We start from the raw sequence: 19748 nt of genomic DNA, 5'->3' as shown, positions 1-19748 counted from the left end.
GTATGTACTCCTCCTCAGGTCTGTACGTCGTTGCGCTTTTGCTTTGCCCAGTACATCAGCTTGTCCGCCCGGCGGATGGCCTCGACCAGCGGATGCGCCTGATACACACCGCCGATGCTGACGGTCGGGTGGATATTCTTGTACTGCGGTATTTCGGTCGTGTACACGGCTCCCCGAATGTGCTCGAGTGTCGAACGGAATTTCTCCGCCGGGATATGCGACAGCAGCAGCACAAATTCATCGCCGCCGTAGCGGACGAGTGTGTCCGCTGTGTTGACGCGCGCGAGAATGACATTCGCAACGTGCCGCAGCACCGCGTCGCCCGCAAGGTGGCCGTATTCGTCGTTGATCTTCTTAAAGTGGTCAATGTCGATCACCGCCAGCGCCTCCGCCTTTTCCAGCTCGGGCTGCTGGTCCTCGAGGTAGCGGCGCCCGTACGCGCCCGTCACCGGATCCAGATAAAAATCCTCTCCGTGCGAGGCATCCAGCCGGAACTGCCGTCCGCCGCTCGTCACCCAAACGCTGTCGCTGAGCCGGCTGCCCAGCTCGAGCACGCACTCGCGTCCGTCCACGACCAGATAGCGCGAAATCAGCTGATACGCGCACTCGTCGGTAAGCTCCAGCTTGCTCATGTGCGTCTTGTCCTCCATGCAGCAGCAGGAAATGCATCTGCTGCATCTTTTTCCGTGATTCCACACCGGAGAGCACGGTAGGACGCGGTCCGAGAATGTGCCGTCCGCATTCAGCTGCAGGATTTCGCCCCTTTTCGGATCAACCAGCCGCACCACATCAAAAATACGGCTCATGCCCTCCATTGAAGCCGCAAGCTGCCTGCCGGTGACAGCGCCGGAATCCGGCAGCGCCATTTCCGGCAGCATGATATCGGTCTGCATCTCGCGGAACTGACCGACAGCGCCGAGATACCGCGGCTTGGCGTCACTCGACCAGAGCGCACGGGCCGCGAGCATGTACTCGTGTTCCCAGCCGTTCTCCGGAAACCGCAGGGTGATCGGCATGCTGACATCCGGAGCATCCCGCGTGGTAACATACAGCGCGTTTTCCAGGCGGTGAAGGTCATCCTTGCTGAAGATCGTGAATTTTTCCGTATCCGCCGCATCATACAGACGGCTGGCAAACGGCAGCGTATCCGTGTGGTCCGTCACAGAGATGGTGCGCGTTGCCGCATCATAGTCGAACTGAATGCCGCAGGACTGCTTGGCAAAGAAGTCGGTCTTGATACGCTCGGTCTCGAGCGCCTGAATCGAGCGCCCGACCTGCGGCGTCGCCCGTTTGAGCATCATTTCGGCCGAAAGCTGCTGCGTGTGCGCCGTGCTGTGCATATATCCCTCGTTGGCCTCGCGCAGACGCTCCCTGATCTGCAGCGACGCATCGAGCAGGCACTCGAGCAGCAGCGGATTGAACGTGCCGCACTCGCCGTTTACGATCATCCGCAGGGCGGTCTCGTGGTCATACGCGGACTTGTAGCAGCGCACGCTTGTCAGCGCGTCGTACACATCGGCAACCGAAACGACCTGCGCCGCGATCGGGATCTCCTCGCCGGTCAGGCCGTCCGGATAGCCGCGGCCGTCGTAGCGCTCGTGATGCCAGCGCGCGATCTCATACGCGGTCTTGAGCAGCGGCTCCTCATTCGAGAACGGCAGGTCGTGCAGGATATCCGCGCCGACCGTCGTGTGCGACTTCATGATCTCAAACTCTTCCTTTGTCAGCTTGCCGGGCTTGTTGATGATCTCATCCGGAATACTGACCTTGCCGATATCGTGCAGCGCGGACGCACTCGAGATCAGCTGAATGTCCTCCTGCGTCAGCGAATAGCGGTCGGTCTTCTGCACCAGACGGCTCAGCAGAACCTCGGTGATGGTGCGGATGTGCAGCACATGCGGGCCGCTCTCGCCGTTGCGGAACTCGACAATATGGCTGAAGATATTGATCATCAGGTCGCTGATCTTTTCTTTTTCGTAAATCTGCTCGGCGGCAAGCCGCATCAGCCGCTTCTGCTTGGCGGCCAGTATCAGCGCGTTGACCACGCGGCGGCGCACGACCATGCGGTCGAACGGGCGGCTGATATAGTCGGTAACGCCGAGGTCATACGCGCGCTCGATGTGCTCGATGCCGTTCTCCGCCGAGATCATCACCACCGGGATATCCTCGATCTGGCGGTTGTTGTTCATCGCGGTCAGCACGTCAAAGCCGTTCATCTCCGGCATGACCATATCCAGCAGGATAAGGTCGATATCGGTGTGCGTCCGCAGCAGCTCGATCGCGCGTGCGCCGTTTTCTGCCTCGATAAAATTGTATTCATCACCAAGAATATCGGCTAAGATCGTGCGATTCAGCTCGGAATCATCTACGATCAGAATCGTGCTTTTCTCTTTCATTCGTGCTAAAACCTCCTGCCGGTCAAGCAATAGATACCGTGATTGATTGATCACAGGCCGCATAAAACAAATCGTGTTCCTGCATGCATCTGCATGCATAAAAGCCGAGGTCTGCAGGGCAGAAAACCGGCAGGGATAACGCTAAAATAATCCATTAGTATGATAACATTCTTTACAGGTTTATGCAAGCTATTTTGTTTTGAAAATGCAGATTTTTTAACATTTCACACGTTTTACCCTAAAAAAAAAAAAAAAAAACGCACTTTTTTCCTGCTTTTCAGCCTGCCGAAGCAAGCATGCAGTGTATCAATATGCAAAGTGCAAGCCCGACTCCCGCAGGAATCAGCACCGCCGCCAGTGTCCACTTTGCGCTGCGCGTCTCCTGCAGGATGGTAAGGCAGGTTGTCGAGCACGGTGCGTGCGCCACGGTGAGCACCAGCGTGCAGAGCGCGGTCTGCACCGTCCAGCCGTTTGCCAGCAGCAGCGCGCGGAAGGAGGCAAAGTCCACGCCGGAGGCGATCGTGCCGGACGAGAGGTAGCCCATCACGATGAGCGGCATGACCAGCTCATTCGCCGGAAAGCCGAGGATGAACGCAAGCAGAATCACGCCGTCTATCCCGAACACCCGCGCTGCCGGGTCTAAAAATGCCGTGATATGCGACAGGATAGCTGCATTCCCTATCTGCACATTGGCGAGCAGCCAGATGAGCACGCCCGCCGGAGCCGCCACGGCGGCGGCTCTCGCAAGGACGAACAGCGTCCGGTCGCGCACGCTGCGCACGATAACGCGCCCAATCTGCGGCATGCGGTACGGCGGCAGCTCGAGCGCAAACGACACCGCCTCTCCGCGCAAAACCGTTGCCGAGAGAATGCGCGACACGAGCAGAGTCAATCCCACGCTTGCCGCGATGACACCGGTCAGCAGCAGCGCGCCGCCTGCCGCGCTGCCCGCGAAAAACACCGAGCACAGAAAAATGAGCAGCGGAAACCGTCCGTTGCACGGCGCAAAGCTGTTGGTGAGGATGGCGATCAGCCGCTCCCGCGGCGAGTCGATGATGCGGCAGCCCGTCACGCCGCAGGCGTTGCACCCGAAGCCCATGCACATGGTCAGGCTCTGCTTGCCGCTCGCTCTCGCGCACTGGAAGGCGTGGTCAAGCTGAAACGCCACGCGCGGCAGGTAGCCTGCGTCCTCGAGCAGTGTGAACAGCGGGAAGAAGATCGCCATCGGCGGCAGCATGACCGAGACAACAGTTGCCAGTACGCGCCACAGTCCGTCGGTCAGCATCGAGACGAAAAACGGCGGCAGTCCCAGCTTCGCAAGCGCACCCGCAAACGGCGTGCCGAGTGCCAGAAGATGCGTGCTCAGCCACTCGCTCGGCACGTTTGCGCCGAATAGAGTGATGTAAAACACGCCTGCGAGCAGCAAAAGCATGAGCGGCACGCCAAACCTCCGACTAAGGATAACATCGTCCGCTTTATCGTCCCGCGCGCAGGCGCATTCCGGCTGCTTGACGCACGTCAGCGCGATCTCCTCCGCGCGGAGTGCCGCCGCTGCGGTTGCAATATCGTCCCTCTGCTCCTCCGTCAAATCCTCGTCCATCGCCGGATAGCGGATGGCGGTCGGGTGCGTTTCATTTTCGCCTGCCGCCGCTCGGCGTATCGCGGCTTCGAGCTCGTGCAGCCCCTTTCCCTGCCGTGCGGCGCACGGTATCACCGGTATGCCAAGCTCCCGCTCGAGCGCGGCAGCATCAATCTCAATGCCCTTTTTCGCGGCTTCATCCATGAGATTCAGGCATAGAACGGCGTTTTTCTGCACCTCCAGCACCTGCAAAGCAAGGATGAGGCTGCGCTCCAGACAGCCCGCGTCCGCCACGAGCACCACCGCGCACGCCTGACCCGAAACCAGAAATTCCCGCGCGGCACGCTCCTCCTCCGAGTGCGCCCGCAGCGAATAAGTACCCGGCAGGTCGGTCAGCGTCAGACCGCCGCCGCGCAGCCTGCCCTCGGCGCACGCGACTGTCTTGCCGCTCCAGTTGCCGGTGTGCTGACGGCTGCCGGTCAGGGCGTTGAACACGGTCGATTTGCCGACGTTCGGGTTGCCCGCCAACGCCACGGTGCGCCTCATGGCTGCACCTCGATTTGAGCGGCATCGCATTTACGCAGAGCAACCACCGCGCCGCGTATCCGGTACGCGATTGGGTCGCCCGAGAGCGCACGCCGCACACAGGTGACGCGCGTGCCCGGCACTAATCCTAAATCCTGCACGCGCCGCCGCATGCCGCCGCTGAGGTGCAGCGCCGCGACCCGCGCCCGCTGTCCGTCCCGCAGCGCCGACAGCGAAATATTTGCCGAATCTGCCATCCAATCAGCCCCTTATCCATAGATTCTGGTTACAATCTATGCCGATACGGACAATTCGGTGCTAATCCGTCACCGCACCTCATATAGTAAGGCAGACCCCAAAGGAGGCTCGGCTGCATATGAAAACAAGCGAATCCTATCTGCCTGAGGGCAGCTACATGGTACAGCCTGCGGTTCGGCAGGCATTTTCAACGCTCGGCGCACTGCGGCAGGCGCGGGACGAGGGACGCATTCTGGAAGCTGTCGCACAGCGGTGCACCGCCGCGCACGACCTGCTGTTCGACCTCGGCATCGCGCAGGGCATCCTGCCGCGCGTGTCCTGCGCGCTCGGCGTGGCGGAGGGCGACACGCGCGAGATTGCCATCCTGTCGCGTGTAGGCAAGCCCACCTGCTTCGTCGTCACCGATATCGACGAGAGCACAGACCCGCCCACAGCGTGGCTGTCGCGCACCATCGTCCAGCAGAAGGCGCAGGACCGGATGCTTGATTCCCTCCGTCCGGGTGACGTGATTCCGGCGCGCGTAACGCATCTGGAGCCGTTCGGCGCGTTCGTGGACGCAGGCTGCGGCGTGCCGTCGCTCATCGGCATCGAAAATCTGTCCGTGTCGCGCATCTGCCACCCGGGCGACCGATTGACCGTCGGGCAGTCCATTCTGGCGGCTGTCCGCACCGTGGAGCCGGAAAACCGGCGCATTTCGCTCACCCACCGCGAGCTGCTCGGCACCTGGGCGCAGAACGCGGCGCTGTTCTCCGTCGGTGAGACCGTGCGCGGCGTTGTCCGCTCCATCGAGCCGTACGGCGTGTTCATCGAGCTTACGCCCAACCTGTCCGGCCTTGCGGAGCCGCGTGCGGATCTTCATCCCGGCATGGCGGTATCCGTGTACATCAAGTCCATCCTGCCGCAGCGGATGAAGGTAAAGCTGACCGTCATCGACGTTCTCTCGCCGTATGACGCACCGACACCGCCACGGTATTTCATCACCGAAGGACACATTGATGAATGGACCTATACGCCGGTTGGGTGCGATAAAAAGCCGGTTAAAACCGTTTTCGAGTGAACAGCAAAAAAATGGAGAATGAAACCGTCACGTTCATTCTCCATTTTCCATTATTTCTGATTTTTCACTCTATCCCAGTACGCTTTCGCGGCCTGTTCGGTCTTATTCGGGCCGTATTCGTAGTATTGTGCACCGCGCAGCTCCTCGGGCAGATACTCCTGCTGCACCCAATGGTTGGGGTACATATGCGGATACTGATACGTCAGTCCGCGGCCTAATTTCTTTGCGCCGCCGTAATGCGCATCCTTAAGGTGCGCCGGAATATCGCCTGCCCTGCCCGCCCGAATGTCGGCAATGGCGGCATCAATGCCATTGATGGCACTGTTGGACTTGGGCGCGGTCGCCATTAAAATGATCGCTTCCGCGAGCGGAATCCGCGCCTCAGGCAATCCCAGCTGGAACGCGCTGTCCACGCACGCCTTGACAATGGCGGCGCACTGCGGGTACGCCAAACCGATATCCTCACTCGCAATGACAAGCATGCGCCGCGCCGCGGAGATCATATCGCCTGCCTCGAGCAGCCGTGCGAGATAATGCAGCGCCGCGTCCGGGTCGGAGCCGCGCACGGACTTCTGCAGCGCCGAGAGGATGTCGTAATGGCTGTCGCCGTCGCGGTCGTAGCGCATATTCGAGCGCTGCGCCGCCTGCTGCGCGTCCGCGAGCGTGATGCCGTCCACCCCCGCACCGGAGACGAGCAGCTCGACCGCGCCGAGCGCCTTTCGCACGTCGCCGCCGACCGCCTGCGCGATGTAATCCACCACGCCGTCCTCGACCGGCTTCGCGTCCTCGCCCATCGCAAGTTTCAACGCACGTTCCACTGCCCGGCGCATATCGGCAGCCTCGACCGGCTTGAACTCGAATACCGTGCAGCGGCTTAAAATCGCGTTGTAGATGTAAAAATACGGGTTTTCCGTCGTCGATGCAATCAGCGTGATCTTGCCGGTTTCGATGAACTCCAGCAGGCTCTGCTGCTGCTTTTTGTTGAAATACTGGATCTCATCGAGGTACACAAGCGCACCGTTCGGCGCAAGGAAGGTGTCCAGCTCGTCAATGATCGCCTTGATGTCGGCAATGCCCGCCGTGGTGGCGTTTAAGTGGTATAACTTGCGGTCGGTCTGCTGCGCGATGATGGACGCGACCGTGGTCTTGCCCACGCCGGACGGCCCGTAAAATATCAGGTTCGGGATGCTGCCGCTTTCAATGACGCGGCGCAAAAGGCCGTTTTCGCCCAGTAAATGCCGCTGCCCGACCACATCGTCCAAAGTCTTCGGACGGATTTTGTCTGCTAAAGGTTGGTACATAATTTCACCTTAACCATTTTTTTCGTAGGGCGTGACAAGGTGAATTGCCCTGCAGGGCAAGAGATGGTCCTCTGGAGGACGACCTCGGCACGCCGTTGTAAACCATCTGCATACCGTTCAATGCGGCGCGCCGAGTCGTCGCGCCCTACGATTATCGTTCATATGTTATGAATTATATCATAAATTTTCGTTATCGACAAACCCTCTTGACTTTATCGCTTTATTATGATAAACTATCCCCATCAAAGAAAACGAACACAGGAGGTCTTCCCATGGACAAGCCTTTTCTCGATAAACTGCGCAAGATCGACCCGTATGTGCCGGGCGAGCAGCCGAAAACCGACAACATCATCAAGCTGAACGCCAACGAGAACCCGTACCCGCCCGCGCCGTCCGTAACCGAGGTTCTGCGCACGTTTGACGCCGCAAAACTCGCAATTTACCCGGATGCGAACGCGAAAGCACTCAAAACCGCTATCGCAGGGCGGTTTGACCTGCAGCCGTCGCAGGTATTCCTCGGCAACGGCTCGGATGATGTGCTCGCGCTGGCGTTCCAGTCGTTCTTCTGCTCGGACAAGCCCATTCTCTATCCAGACATCACCTACTCGTTCTATCCGGTCTGGTGCGATCTGTTCCGCATTCCGTACGAAAACATGCCGCTCGACGAGAATTTCTGCGTCAATGTGCGTGATTACGACAAGCCGAACGGCGGTATCGTCCTGCCGAACCCGAACGCGCCGACCGGACGCGGCGTAACGCTCGAGTTCCTCGAGGACCTGCTGCAGCACAATCAGGACTGCGTTGTCATCATCGACGAGGCGTATGTGGACTTCGGCGCGCAGAGCGCGGTTCCGCTGCTCGGCAAGTACGAAAACCTGCTCATCGTGCAGACGACCAGCAAGTCGCGCTCGCTCGCGGGCATGCGCATCGGCTATGCGCTCGGCTCGGAGACGCTGATTTCCACGCTCGAAGCGGTTAAAAACTCGTACAACTCGTACACGATGGACGCCATCGCACTCGCTGTCGGTGAGGCATCCATCCGCGATGAGGACTATTTCCAGCAGACCTGCCGCAAGGTCAGCACCACCCGTGACCGCTCGGCGGAGGCGCTGCGGGCGCTGGGCTTTACCGTGCTGCCGTCGCTGACCAATTTCCTGTTCGTCACCCACCCCGAGAAGACAGCGCCCGATATTTTCGCCGCACTGCGTGAAAAGGGTATCTTTATCCGCTATTTCAAGCTGCCGCGCATTGATAATTACCTGCGTATCACCGTCGGCACGGATGAGCAGATGGATAAGCTTATCGCCGCGCTGAAAGAGATTCTGTAAGAAAAACCCTCTCAAACGAGCAATGTCAGTAAGTTAAGCTGGCATTGCTCTATGAGAGGGATTTTTTCTGTTTACTTCTGCGGAATGGTATACTGCCTTGCCCGTTCGCTGTCCGCGACACCCTTAGTTGTCGGGTCGTTGACGGCGTTCCACACGCTCGACAGCACAAGGAACAGGCAATACGGATTGCGCACCGCATTGCAGAGCAGCGCGCCGACACTCTCCCAGGTGGTGAGGTCAGCGGCGGTCAGACCGGCATACGCCAGCACCGCGGCGAACGCGCTCACGACGATCTGCACCCAGAACACCGGATTCCTAAACCGCACCTTCCAGTTCACTCGACTTCCTCCTTTTCCAAATCACTGATGCGGTGGTTAGCCACGCGGACACGCTCGTCCAGCAGCGCGACCTGCTGCTCCAGCCTGAAGGTTCGGGTGATGAGGTTATTGTGCTTTTCGACCTTCTTTTCAAGCTGTTCGATGCGGTAATTGACCAGCTTGCCGGAGACGATAATGCCGCCGGCCGTGCCCGCCAGCGTCCCCAGCAGACTCAGTCCCGCAATGATGATCTCAGCTGACACGTTTTCACCTCCTTGCTTCGCATAAGTGCCTGCACCCATACGCCGTTCGGCGGCGAAAATTGACCACGAATGGTCAACTCGGTCGAAAACTATTCCTATTTTCTTTTATTTTTCTTTGAGCGCACCCTTTTCGATGTTCGCCTGCAGGATTTTGTCCGTCAGCTCATACAGATACGCCGAGCCTTTCTCTGTGCGGCTCTGGCGGCCGTAGACCTGCTTGGCGGTCACATCGTGGTCAGCCCAGTCGCTGCCGCCGTTGCTGTTGTTGAGCAAGAGCGGCTGCAGATTGTCCATCGCGTGGGCAAAGTGCGCCTCGGCGGTCTCATCGGCCTCAAATTCGTCAAAAACAGCCATCAGTTCGCGCTTCTGGTCGTCCGGCAGGAGCGAATAAATGCGCTGCTTTGCCGCGTCCTCGCGCGTCTTCTGCGTCTGCAGACCGTCGGTGTCGTAGGCGTAGGTGTCGCCTGCGTCAATCTCCACCACATCGTGCAGCAGGCACATGAGCATGACCCGCGCCACATCCACCGGCTCGTTGGAATATTCCTGCAGCAGATACGCCATGACAGCCATGTGCCATGCGTGCTCGGCGTCATTCTCGCGGCGGCCGTGGCCGGAGAGATGCGTCTGCCGGAAAATGTTCTTCTCCTTGTCGATCTCAAGAATGAAATTCAGCTGTTTCTGCAGCCGTTCGTCCATAAATCCATCTTCCTTTCGATATGAAAAAACGGGTACAGCCTGCGCCATACCCGCCGAATTATTTATCTTTGAGGAGCGTGTTCAGCTCTTCCATAAAGGTGTTGATGTCCTTAAACTGGCGGTAGACCGAGGCAAACCGCACATACGCGACCTCATCAACCTTACGCAGCTGCTCCATGACAAGCTCACCGATGACCTTGCTGGAGACCTCGCTTTCGAGCGAGCTGAACAGCTTCTGCTCGACGTAATCGACGATCTGCTCCAACTGCATCAGCGAAACCGGGCGTTTCTCGCAAGCCTTCACCAGACCGTTGAGCAGCTTCTGGCGGTCGTACGCCTGCCGCGTGCCATCGCGCTTGATCAGCATAAGCGGCATGCGCTCCACCGTCTCGTAGGTGGTAAAGCGTTTTCCGCAGTGGAGACATTCACGCCGGCGGCGGATGCTGGTACCCTCGTCCGTCGGACGGGAGTCCACGACCTTGCTGTCTTCAAAGCTGCAAAATGGGCACTTCATCGTACTTCCCCCTTGTGAACACCGCTTCACACGCGTGGTTTGTTATCTGTCTGCTGTTATTATACTACGCGGAGTGCTGTTAAGTCAATTTTTTATTGCGATAAAGCGGCACCTTTTCCTGCACTGCCCTATCCGGTCGGCTTCTTTCTCTGTACCAGTCCCCTGCGCCGATAAACAAACGCAAAAAAGGCACCCGAACGGGTGCCTTTTCGATAGTCGTTAGATCTTGCGGCGACGGCGGAACTTCTTACGGAAGAAGCCCCACAGACCGGTAGACAGCATAACGGACGACCAGCCGCCGGCCAGGATACCGACGATCAGCGGCAGAGTGAACTGCTTGAGCGACGGAACACCGAGGATGTATACCATGCCGATGGTGAACAGCGTGGTAAGCGTGGTGTTGATGGTACGGCCCATGGTCTGCCAGATGCTCTTCTCGCCAATGACCTCAAACGGCTCCTTGCGCGCGGTGCGCAGGTTCTCACGAACGCGGTCGAATACGATGATGGACGCGTTGATGGAGTAGCCGAGGATGGTCAGTGCAGCAGCGATGAAGTTGCTGTCGAGCGGAATCTGCAGCAGAACGTAAACGCTCAGCATAACGAGCAGATCGTGAACCAGGCAGCAGATCGCAGCCAGACCACTGGTCAGCTCGAAGCGGAAGGTGATGTACACCAGCATCAGCAGGATTGCAAGGATCGAGCAGAGGAATGCCGAACGCTGCAGGTCGCTGCCGACAGAAGCGGATACGTCGTTGTTGTTGAGGATATCGGTATCGGCAAGGCTGTACTTCTCCAGCATCTTGTCGATCACGGCAGCACGCTGCTCGGAATCGATCGAGGTGGAGCGGATCAGCACGTCCTCGTTGCCGTCACCGGAGGAGGTTACAGAGGATGCGTCCACGCCGGTTGCGTCCTTGAACAGATCGCTGACCTCGGTCTGGATATCCTGCGTAACAGCGGTATGCATGTTGAACTCCATCTCGGTACCGCCGGCAAAGTCGATGCTCAGGTTGAACAGGTTCTTGCCGAACGGCAGCAGGATCAGCGCGACAAGGCCGGTAGCGACCAGTACGACAGAGATACCGCCAAAGATCTTGAAGTTCTTGAGGATCGGGAAATGCTTCTTCTCTTCCTTGCGCTCACGCAGGCCGTAAGCCTTCGGGTTGCGGATGTGGAAATCCACCATGCGGTTGAGCAGGAAGTGCGTGATGGTCAGCGCGGTGAACATGGACACGATAACACCGATGCCCAGCGTGGTAGCGAAGCCGACGATCGTGCCGGTGCCGAGGAAGAACAGCACGCCGCACGCGATCAGGGTGGTGATGTTGGAGTCCAGAATTGCGGTAAACGCACGCTTGAAGCCGGAGTCAATGGCGCTCTTGACAGTCTTGCCGGCAGCCATTTCCTCCTTGATGCGCTCGAAGATAATGACGTTTGCGTCAACCGCCATACCGATGGACAGGATAATACCTGCAATGCCCGGCAGGGACAGGTTTACGCGAATCAGGCTGAACAGCAGCGCCTCGATAACCATGTAGAAGCACAGAGCGAAGCAGGAAACAACGCCCGGGATGCGGTACATGATGATCATGAACAGCATAACAAGTACCAGACCGATCAGGCCTGCCTTCAGGCTGGAGCTCATCGCGTCAGCGCCGAGCTGCGGGCCGACAGAGCGAAGCTCTACCTGCTTGAGCGAGAACGGGATCTGACCTGCGTTGATGAGGTTTGCCAGCTCGGTCGCGCTGTCGCGGGTGAACGAGCCGGAGATTACGCAGCTGTCGCTGTCGATCTTGGAAGAAACGGACGGTGCGGAAATAACCTGATCGTCCATGACGATAGCCATCACGTTGGTGCCGTCAGTGCGGGCCGCGATGCTCTCGGTCGCTTCAGCAAACTTCTGCTTGCCCTCAGAGGTAAACTGTACCTCTACATAATGGGTATCCGCAACTTCGTTGCCGGTCGGGCGGCCATAGCCGTAAGTAGCTTTCTTAACGTCAGAGCCGGTCAGCCACTCCTTGCCGTCAGCATCAACAAAGGTGAGCTGTGCGGTGGTGCCGAGGGTCTGTACGGCCTCCTCCGGGTTGGTGATCTGCGGGATTTCGACCGTTACGCGGTTGTCGCCGCTGAGGGATACGGTAGCCTCGGTAAAGCCCTTACCGGTCAGTCGCTGACGGATGACCTTCTGTACCGAGTTCATGTCGTCGGACAGGTTGCTGGTGTCGTAGCCGTCCGGGATTTCGGCCTCGTATACGATACGGGAGCCGCCGACCAGATCCAGACCCAGACGGATACCATTGTCGGTATCGAGTACGCTCGGGATGATGGCCTTCAGACCGGAGTCTGTCGTGTCTGCGGAATCGGTCGAAGCCGAGTCAGCAGAGGTGTCAGCAGACGCATCCGTGCTGTCTGCCGTGTTGTCCGCCGTGTCTGCGCTGTTGTCGGTAGACGAGGTGTCGCTCGTATCCGTCGCAGATGTGTCGGACGTTGCCGTGTTCCGGAACGGCATGGTCCAGCCGCCCGGAATGTACACTCCTGTTACCGCCGTCACGCCGAGGAAAATGATGATCAGCATGACCGCGATAAAGGAAGTTACACTCTTTTTCACTTGCAAGTGCCTCCTTTATTTTTTTGTTACACAACTGATTTAGTATACAGCATAACAGCCAAAAAGTCAATCATTCTGCATGAATTGTGCAACATTTATGCGTCATTGACGCATAAGCGGCAGAATATCCCGCGTGAGCGGGATATCTGTCAATTTCAGGGATAAACTTTCCGGTTTACAGGTTGATCTCTACCTTTACGTCCTCACCGGTGAGGTACGGCGCGATCGCCGGACGAACACACTCGCTCAGGAACTCGTCTACCTGAGACGGGCAGCGGCCGATGTAAGCGGACGGGTCGAGGTGCTCGAGGATCTGCTCACGGGTCATGCCGAACATCGGGTCGCCGGCAATGCGGTCAACCATATCGTTCTCGAGGCCCTCCTCCTTGATGCGCTTGCCCGCAGCCATGGAGTGCTCGCGGATGCGCTCGTGCAGGTCCTGACGGTTGCCGCCGCGCTTTACGGCGTCCATCATGATGTTCTCGGTTGCCATGAACGGCAGCTCGTTCATAACGTGCGCCTCGATGACCTTCGGGTAAACGACCAGACCGGAAACGACGTTGATCATGATGTTGAGGATTGCGTCAACGGCAAGGAATGCCTCCGGCACGGAAATGCGCTTGTTCGCAGAGTCGTCGAGCGTGCGCTCGAACCACTGGGTAGCCGAGGTGAAGGCCGGGTTCAGGCTGTCGCAGATGACGTAGCGCGCCAGTGCGCAGATACGCTCGGAACGCATCGGGTTGCGCTTGTACGGCATGGCGGACGAGCCGATCTGGTTCTTCTCAAACGGCTCCTCTACTTCCTTCAGGTGCTGCAGCAGACGCAGGTCGGTTGCGAACTTGGAAGCGGATTCTGCGATACCGGCGAGCGTTGCGAGCGTCTGCGCGTCGATCTTGCGGGAGTAGGTCTGGCCGGAGACCGGAACCACGCCTGCAAAGCCGAAATCATCGGCAATGCGCTTCTCGAGTTCCTTAACCTTGCTCTCGTCGCCGTCAAACAGCTCCATGAAGGACGCCTGCGTGCCGGTCGTGCCCTTGCTGCCGAGCATGCGCAGGTTTTCGATGCGGTATTCTACCTCGTTCAAATCCATCAGCAGCTCGTTCATCCACAGGGTAGCGCGCTTGCCGACCGTGGTCAGCTGTGCGGGCTGGAAGTGGGTGAAGCCGAGAGTCGGCTGGGACTTGTGCGCATCCGCGAACTGCGCCAGCTTGTCCAGTACGGTCGCCAGCTTTTTGCGAACCAGCAGCAGACCCTCACGGATCTGGATGATGTCGGTATTGTCACCGACATACGCACTGGTAGCGCCGAGGTGGATAATGCCGGCCGCCTTGGGAGCCGCCTTGCCGAAGGTGTAAACGTGCGCCATAACGTCATGGCGTACCTCCTTCTCGCGCTGACGGGCCACATCGTAGTCGATGTCGGTCAGGTGCGCGGCCATCTCGTCCACCTGCTCCTGCGTGATCGGCAGACCGAGCGCCAGCTCCGCCTTAGCCAGCGACAGCCACAGCCGACGCCAGGTGGAGAACTTCATATCCGAGGAGAAGGTGTAGAGCATCTCCTTGGAAGCGTAGCGCGAGGAAAGCGGGCTTTCGTACACGTTGTTCATGTTATTCGTCCTTTCCGGTGTGTATTTTATCCAAATTATAACGAAATAACGGACTTGGATGGTATCTAATCTTCCATAACAGTCCGATTTTAGTTTAACACTTTGCACCGGTCATTTCAAGCAAAACCGACCGGTTTTGCGCTATCTTGTAGCAATAAACAAAGTTTGCAGCGGTTTCGCCGTTAGATTTTGCGTCCTCCCCTTTTTCCTGCACCGCCTGCGCGGTTCAAGTGCCCCAGAGGTTCGGTGCAGAAACCAAAAAGCAGCACCCTTTTCAGAGTGCTGCTCGGAATTACGAATGCTTACGCGTTCTTGATAAACGCTTCGAGGCGGTCAAGGCCCTTGTCGATCTCGGTGAGCGAGGTCGCATAGCTCCAGCGGACGAAGCCCGGCGCGGCAAATGCGGTGCACGGAACGGTCGCCACCAGACCCTTTTCAAGGAACAGCTGCGCGAAGTCCTCGGCGCTCTCGATGACCTTGCCGTACATAGTCTTGCCGAGGAAGCCCTTCATGTTCATCATAACATAGAACGCGCCCTCCGGCTTGATGCAGGAAACGCCCTCGATCTTGTTCATGCGCTCTACCAGATGGTCGCGGCGCTGCTCGAACGCCTGCTTCATCACCTGCATGTCCTCCTGCGGGCCGGTCAGCGCGGTGATGGCCGCCTGCTGGGAAATGGTGGACGGTGCAGAGGTGGAGTGGCTCAGGTAGTTCGCCATCACCTTGGCCAGCTGCGGATTGGACGCGCTGTAGCCGATACGCCAGCCGGTCATCGCGTAGCTCTTGGACACGCCGTTGACCAGAATGGTGCGCTCCTTCACGTCCTCGCCCAGAGAAGCGAACGAAACGAACTCATTGTTATCATATACAAGGTTGCAGTAAATCTCATCCGCGATAACGTAGATGTTATGGCGGCAGCAAACCTCAGCGATTGCCTCCAGCTCGGCCTTGGTGTATACCATGCCGGTCGGGTTGGACGGAGAGTTCAGCATGAACACCTTGGTCTTGTCGGTAATGGCGGCATCCAGCTGCTCTGCGGTGATCTTGAAGTGCGCCTCCTCGGTTGCGGCTACGATGACCGGGATTGCACCTGCCTGCTTTACCATCTCGGAGTAGCTTACCCAGTACGGAGCCGCGATAACGACCTCGTCGCCCGGGTTGCACAGCGTCATCAGCGCGATATAGACCGAGTGCTTTGCACCCGAAGCCACAACGATCTGCGTCGGCTCGTAGTCCAGACCGCAGTCCTCCTTCAGACGGTAGCAAGCTGCCTTGCGCAGATCCATCAGACCGGCTGCCGGCGTGTACTTGGTCTGGTTGTTCTCAATGGCCTCGATACCGGCCTGCTTGATGTGCTCCGGCGTCGGAAAATCCGGCTCACCGGCACCAAAGCCGACAACGTCCTTGCCCTCTGCCTTCATCTGCTTGAACAGCGAATCAATGGCCAGCGTCGTGGACGCCTGCACACCTGCTGCAATCTTGGAAATCGGCTTCAATGCCATGCTCAGCACTCCCTTATATCTCTCATCAGTTATCATGTGTTTTTATTATATGCCTGCGAACTTATTTTTGCAAGTCCTGACTTAATAAATTGCAAAATCGACACAATAAAAAAACCCGCCGATATTGGCGGGTCAGGTGTGGAATTTTCACAAAACACAGTCGCGCGAGAAGATAATCAGAGCCGTTCCCCGTTCAATCGTGACGGCAAAGCGGCTGTTCGGTTTTGCCTCGTTCGAGGTGGAGATCATGCCGACACGGGTAACCGTGCCGTTCGTTAATTCATATTTTGCATTCTCGATGGTCACGCCCTCGAGCACCGCGTCCATCGGCACGACCGAGAAGTAGGTAAACGTCTCCGGCATGATGAATTCCTGCCGTCCGCCCTGATGCAGCTCAACGCGGTTGTACGGATCGAGGATGGTCAGGTGGCCGCCGAGCGTTTTTGCTTCCTCAAGCAGCGAGAGATTTGCCAGCATATGGTCGATGCGCCCGCCGGTCGCACACACGAGCGTCGCCTCGCGGCAGCCGCGGCGGAACACCTCGCGCAGACAGCTCTGCGAATCCGTGTCGTCCTTCTCAGGTCTCAGCAGGATCACATCGTCGCCCTCTACCTCGGTCATGGAATCCCGGTCGGAGATCATGAAATCCGGGTGCAGACCGAGCGCCCGCGCATGCCGCAGGCCGCCGTCCGCACACGCAACGAGCGCGTCCGGATGCTCGCGCAGAAACGCGCGGATGTAACCGTAATCGGTTTCCGGTGCAGCCGCAAAAATCAGCGCGTGCCGCCCTTGGTAAGTTCCCATTCCTTCAGATCCTTTACACTTTCATACAGCTTTACATAGCTTTCGTGACGGGTTTTCGCAATCTCGCCCGCTTCGACCGCCGCGAGAACGGCACACCCCTTTTCCTTGACATGCGCGCAGCCGGTGAATTTGCACTGCCCGATGTACGGCTCGAACTCCGGAAACGCATACTGCAGATCCTCGGCCAGCACCAAATCCATCTGCTCGGTCTCAAACGAGGAGAAGCCGGGCGTGTCCGCGATATAGCCGCCGCCTTCGATCGGGTGCAGCTCGACATGACGGGTGGTGTGCTTGCCGCGGCCGATCTTATCCGAAATCGCACCGACCTCGGCGCCGAACGAGCTGTCCAGCCGATTGAGCACGCTCGACTTGCCGACACCCGAGTTGCCCGCAAACGCGCTCACCCTGCCGCGGATGCGCTCGCGCAGTGCGTCAATGCCCTCGCCGGTGTGCGCGCTCACGCGCAGCACCTCGATGCCGCTCTTCCGGTAGGTTTCATACAGCTCGTCACCCGGATTCGCGTCCGTCTTGTTGATGACGACCAGTGCGTCCATGTTCTTGTGCACCGCGATCGCCGTTACCTTGTCGATCAGGAACGGGTCGGTCACCGGCGGTGCCGCACTCGCCACGGCAACGACCAGATCCAGATTCGCCACAGCCGGCCGGATCAGGCTGTTCTTGCGCGGTGCGATCGTCTGCAGATAGCCGGTGCCGTCCTCCGGCTGAATTTCCAGCGTCACACGGTCCCCGACAATAGGCTTGCCCACGGTCTTGCGGAACCGTCCGCGTGCTTTGCATTCAATGAGGCCCTCGGCGGTATCCACATAGTAGAAACCGCCGATGCCCTTCAGAATGATCCCTTCGATCAAACTTAATTCCTCCGTTTTTAACTGAATGTGTACGTCTGCGAGGTAGTCGAACCGTCCACGCTGACCGTAACATCATGGTCGCCCACCGAGCCGCTCACCGAGATGGACGTGCTGCCGCCGCTCGTGCTGCAGGTGTCGTCATACTGGATCACGCCGTCCACATAGATGATAACGTGCGCGGTATCCGTGTTGTCCGGCAGCGAAACCGGAATGGTCGCACTGCCGAGGCTCGGCGTATCGTCGTAGTCGCCATCGCCGTTGTCCTGACCGCCGGAATTGCCGCCGCTGTTATCCGGCGAGTTATTGTTCGATGTGCTCTTGCCCTTGGAGATCTGGATGTTGACGACAGTGCCCTTTGCGACCTCCGCGCCCGCATCCTGCGACTGCCATACGACCGAACCGGCCTCAGCGGTGCTCTCGACCTCGTTCACCGAGCCGATGGACAGACCCTTTTCCGTCAGGGCCTTTTCCGCCTGGTCCTTTGTCATACCGAGCAGACCGGGCACGGAGACGTTTTCGTTATCGTCCTTCTGCTTGCCCTTGCTGATATAGACGGTCAGCGTCGCGCCCTTTTCCAGCTCGGCACCCGCCTCCGGGTCGGTACGGATGACCTTGCCTTCCTCCACGTCGTCGCTGTATTCCTCAACAACCTCGCACTTGATGTCGTGCGATGCCAGCGCCGCCTGCACATAATCGAGCGTCTTGCCGGTAAAGTCGATCACCTTGTAGGTATCCTTGACGTTTTCGCCGCCCGAGGACACCGTTACCGTGATAATCGTACCCTTGGTTGCCTTTTTCTTACCGTCGGACTTCGGGTTCTGCTCGAGTATCTCACCGACTGGACGGTCGGATTCCTGCCGTTCGGTCGCTTCCTTTACCGTGAAGTTGTCGGTTATATCCGGGTCGGCCATCACTTCGTCGATATTGCGTCCGATGAGGTCGGGCACGATAATCTTCTCCGACTTGTCGCTGCTGCCGGTGAGCATCAGAATGCCGACCAGCAGCAGACTGATCACCGCAATCACGCCGACCGCCATGCCGACTGCCATTCCGGGCCGTTCGGCCAGCTTTTCAAAAAAGCCGTTCGGCTCATCCTGCTCTTTTTTGCGGAAACCGGTGCGGGTGCGGGGCTGGGTCTGCGTGCGCGTGCGGGTGCGCGGCGCAGCTGCGCCCTCAACGGAAGCGGCTTCATGCTCTGCCGCACTGCGGCGCGCCGCGCGCTGAATGTCCGCGCCGATGATCTGCGTCTCGCCCGAGTTGTCCTCGCTTGCCACATAGTGGAAGCGTGCATTCGGGTCCGAGCGGAGCACCTCCATGTCCTCGTACATCTTTTCCGCGGACTCGTACCGGCGGCTGATGTTCGCGCTCATGGCGTGCATGACAATGTCGTCCATGCCCTTGGGGATGCCCGGCACAAACGCACTCGGGATGATCGGAACCTCATTGATGTGCTGCATGACGATCTGGAGCGCGGTTTCGCCCTCAAACGGCAGCTTGCCGGTCAGCATTTCGTACATCATCACGCCGAGCGAGTACAGGTCGGTGCGGTAGTCAATTTTGCTGCCCTTGGCCTGCTCCGGCGAGATATAGTGCACCGAGCCGATGGCCTCCTGCACCACGCGGGTCTCCTGCGCGGCAGCGAACGAGGCAATGCCGAAATCGGTCAGCTTTGCGGTGCCGTCCCGCAGAATGATAACGTTCTGCGGCTTAACGTCCTGATGGATGATGCCGCGCGAGTGTGCGTGCATGAGTGCGCGGGCAACCTGCTCAGCGAAGAAAATGGTCTCCTCCCACGACAGATGGCCCTTGCGCTGCAGATACTGCTTGAGGGTGATGCCCTCGATCAGCTCCATAACGATATAATCCGTGCCGTCCTCGCTGCCGACGTCGAACACGGAAACAATATTGTGGTGGCTCAGCTTGGCAACGGCGCGCGACTCAATGGAGAACCGCTTGCGGATATCCGGATCCTCCGCGAACTCCTTTTTGAGCACCTTGAGTGCCACATCGCGCCCGAGAACGGTATCCCGCGCCCGGTAAACGACCGCCATGCCGCCGACGCCGACGATTTCCTCAATCTGATAGCGTCCGCCGAGCATACTGCCGATATATTTATCCATAAT

General features: G+C 58.6%; 16 protein-coding genes. 2 read left to right on the top strand and 14 right to left on the bottom strand.

Features of this window, described 5'->3' with window-relative positions; translation table 11 throughout:
- Positions 1 to 14: 14 nt before the first annotated feature.
- The 3 genes from DW806_RS15275 to DW806_RS13495 form a co-directional block, all read right to left on the bottom strand.
- The gene (locus tag DW806_RS15275) at positions 15 to 2396 is read right to left on the bottom strand and encodes a diguanylate cyclase (RefSeq protein WP_243022762.1); all 2382 of its coding nucleotides are present in this window, start codon (positions 2394 to 2396) and stop codon (positions 15 to 17) included.
- Positions 2397 to 2673: 277 nt separating this feature from the next.
- Positions 2674 to 4521: a ferrous iron transporter B gene (feoB, locus tag DW806_RS13500; RefSeq protein ID WP_118730270.1), complete on the bottom strand. Its 1848-nt coding sequence runs from the start codon at positions 4519 to 4521 to the stop codon at positions 2674 to 2676.
- Entirely contained in the window at positions 4518 to 4757 is a 240-nt protein-coding gene (locus DW806_RS13495; RefSeq protein WP_118647765.1) for a FeoA family protein, read from the bottom strand. The genes feoB and DW806_RS13495 overlap by 4 nt, the downstream gene beginning before the upstream one ends.
- Before the next feature lie 119 nt (positions 4758 to 4876).
- On the opposite strand from DW806_RS13495, the gene DW806_RS13490 reads away from it, so the two are divergent.
- Positions 4877 to 5815: a S1 RNA-binding domain-containing protein gene (locus DW806_RS13490; RefSeq protein ID WP_118668115.1), complete on the top strand. Its 939-nt coding sequence runs from the start codon at positions 4877 to 4879 to the stop codon at positions 5813 to 5815.
- A gap of 50 nt (positions 5816 to 5865) precedes the next feature.
- Here DW806_RS13490 and DW806_RS13485 read toward each other — a convergent pair whose 3' ends face one another.
- Entirely contained in the window at positions 5866 to 7116 is a 1251-nt protein-coding gene (locus tag DW806_RS13485) for a replication-associated recombination protein A (protein ID WP_199677317.1), read from the bottom strand.
- 272 nt (positions 7117 to 7388) lie between these two features.
- On the opposite strand from DW806_RS13485, the gene hisC reads away from it, so the two are divergent.
- The gene (hisC, locus tag DW806_RS13480) at positions 7389 to 8444 is read left to right on the top strand and encodes a histidinol-phosphate transaminase (RefSeq protein ID WP_118668113.1); all 1056 of its coding nucleotides are present in this window, start codon (positions 7389 to 7391) and stop codon (positions 8442 to 8444) included.
- A gap of 71 nt (positions 8445 to 8515) precedes the next feature.
- Here hisC and DW806_RS13475 read toward each other — a convergent pair whose 3' ends face one another.
- The 10 genes from DW806_RS13475 to pknB all read right to left on the bottom strand — a co-directional run bounded on the left by DW806_RS13475 (position 8516) and on the right by pknB (position 19745).
- On the bottom strand, positions 8516 to 8782 hold the full coding sequence (locus DW806_RS13475; protein WP_118478442.1) for a phage holin: 267 nt from the start codon (positions 8780 to 8782) through the stop codon (positions 8516 to 8518).
- A complete protein-coding gene (locus DW806_RS13470) occupies positions 8779 to 9024 on the bottom strand; it encodes a hypothetical protein (protein WP_118285681.1) in 246 nt (81 codons plus the stop codon). Before DW806_RS13470 ends, DW806_RS13475 begins: the two co-directional genes overlap by 4 nt.
- A gap of 105 nt (positions 9025 to 9129) precedes the next feature.
- A complete protein-coding gene (locus DW806_RS13465) occupies positions 9130 to 9720 on the bottom strand; it encodes an HD domain-containing protein (protein ID WP_118730269.1) in 591 nt (196 codons plus the stop codon).
- Positions 9721 to 9778: 58 nt separating this feature from the next.
- The gene (gene nrdR, locus DW806_RS13460) at positions 9779 to 10234 is read right to left on the bottom strand and encodes a transcriptional regulator NrdR (RefSeq protein WP_118478438.1); all 456 of its coding nucleotides are present in this window, start codon (positions 10232 to 10234) and stop codon (positions 9779 to 9781) included.
- 219 nt (positions 10235 to 10453) lie between these two features.
- The gene (gene secD, locus DW806_RS13455; RefSeq protein WP_118730268.1) at positions 10454 to 12844 is read right to left on the bottom strand and encodes a protein translocase subunit SecD; all 2391 of its coding nucleotides are present in this window, start codon (positions 12842 to 12844) and stop codon (positions 10454 to 10456) included.
- A 175-nt stretch (positions 12845 to 13019) separates the two neighbouring features.
- On the bottom strand, positions 13020 to 14450 hold the full coding sequence (purB, locus tag DW806_RS13450) for an adenylosuccinate lyase (protein ID WP_116704618.1): 1431 nt from the start codon (positions 14448 to 14450) through the stop codon (positions 13020 to 13022).
- 302 nt (positions 14451 to 14752) lie between these two features.
- Positions 14753 to 15952, bottom strand: a complete 1200-nt coding sequence (locus DW806_RS13445; RefSeq protein ID WP_199667353.1) for a pyridoxal phosphate-dependent aminotransferase — start codon at positions 15950 to 15952, stop codon at positions 14753 to 14755.
- Positions 15953 to 16099: 147 nt separating this feature from the next.
- Positions 16100 to 16756 (bottom strand): thiamine diphosphokinase, encoded by a 657-nt coding sequence (locus tag DW806_RS13440; protein ID WP_118478432.1) that lies wholly within the window; start codon positions 16754 to 16756, stop codon positions 16100 to 16102.
- Positions 16726 to 17625 carry a ribosome small subunit-dependent GTPase A gene (gene rsgA / locus DW806_RS13435; RefSeq protein ID WP_243022761.1) on the bottom strand — a complete coding sequence of 300 codons (900 nt, stop codon included), beginning with the start codon at positions 17623 to 17625 and terminating at the stop codon, positions 16726 to 16728. The genes DW806_RS13440 and rsgA overlap by 31 nt, the downstream gene beginning before the upstream one ends.
- Before the next feature lie 17 nt (positions 17626 to 17642).
- A complete protein-coding gene (pknB, locus tag DW806_RS13430; RefSeq protein ID WP_118730267.1) occupies positions 17643 to 19745 on the bottom strand; it encodes a Stk1 family PASTA domain-containing Ser/Thr kinase in 2103 nt (700 codons plus the stop codon).
- Positions 19746 to 19748: the final 3 nt, after the last annotated feature.

Source organism: Butyricicoccus sp. AM32-19 (genome assembly GCF_003480365.1).
Classification (GTDB): Bacteria; Bacillota; Clostridia; order Oscillospirales; family Butyricicoccaceae; genus Agathobaculum; species Agathobaculum butyriciproducens.
The sequence above is the reverse complement of the archived record's forward strand: the minus strand, read 5'-3'. Positions and strand labels throughout refer to the sequence as shown.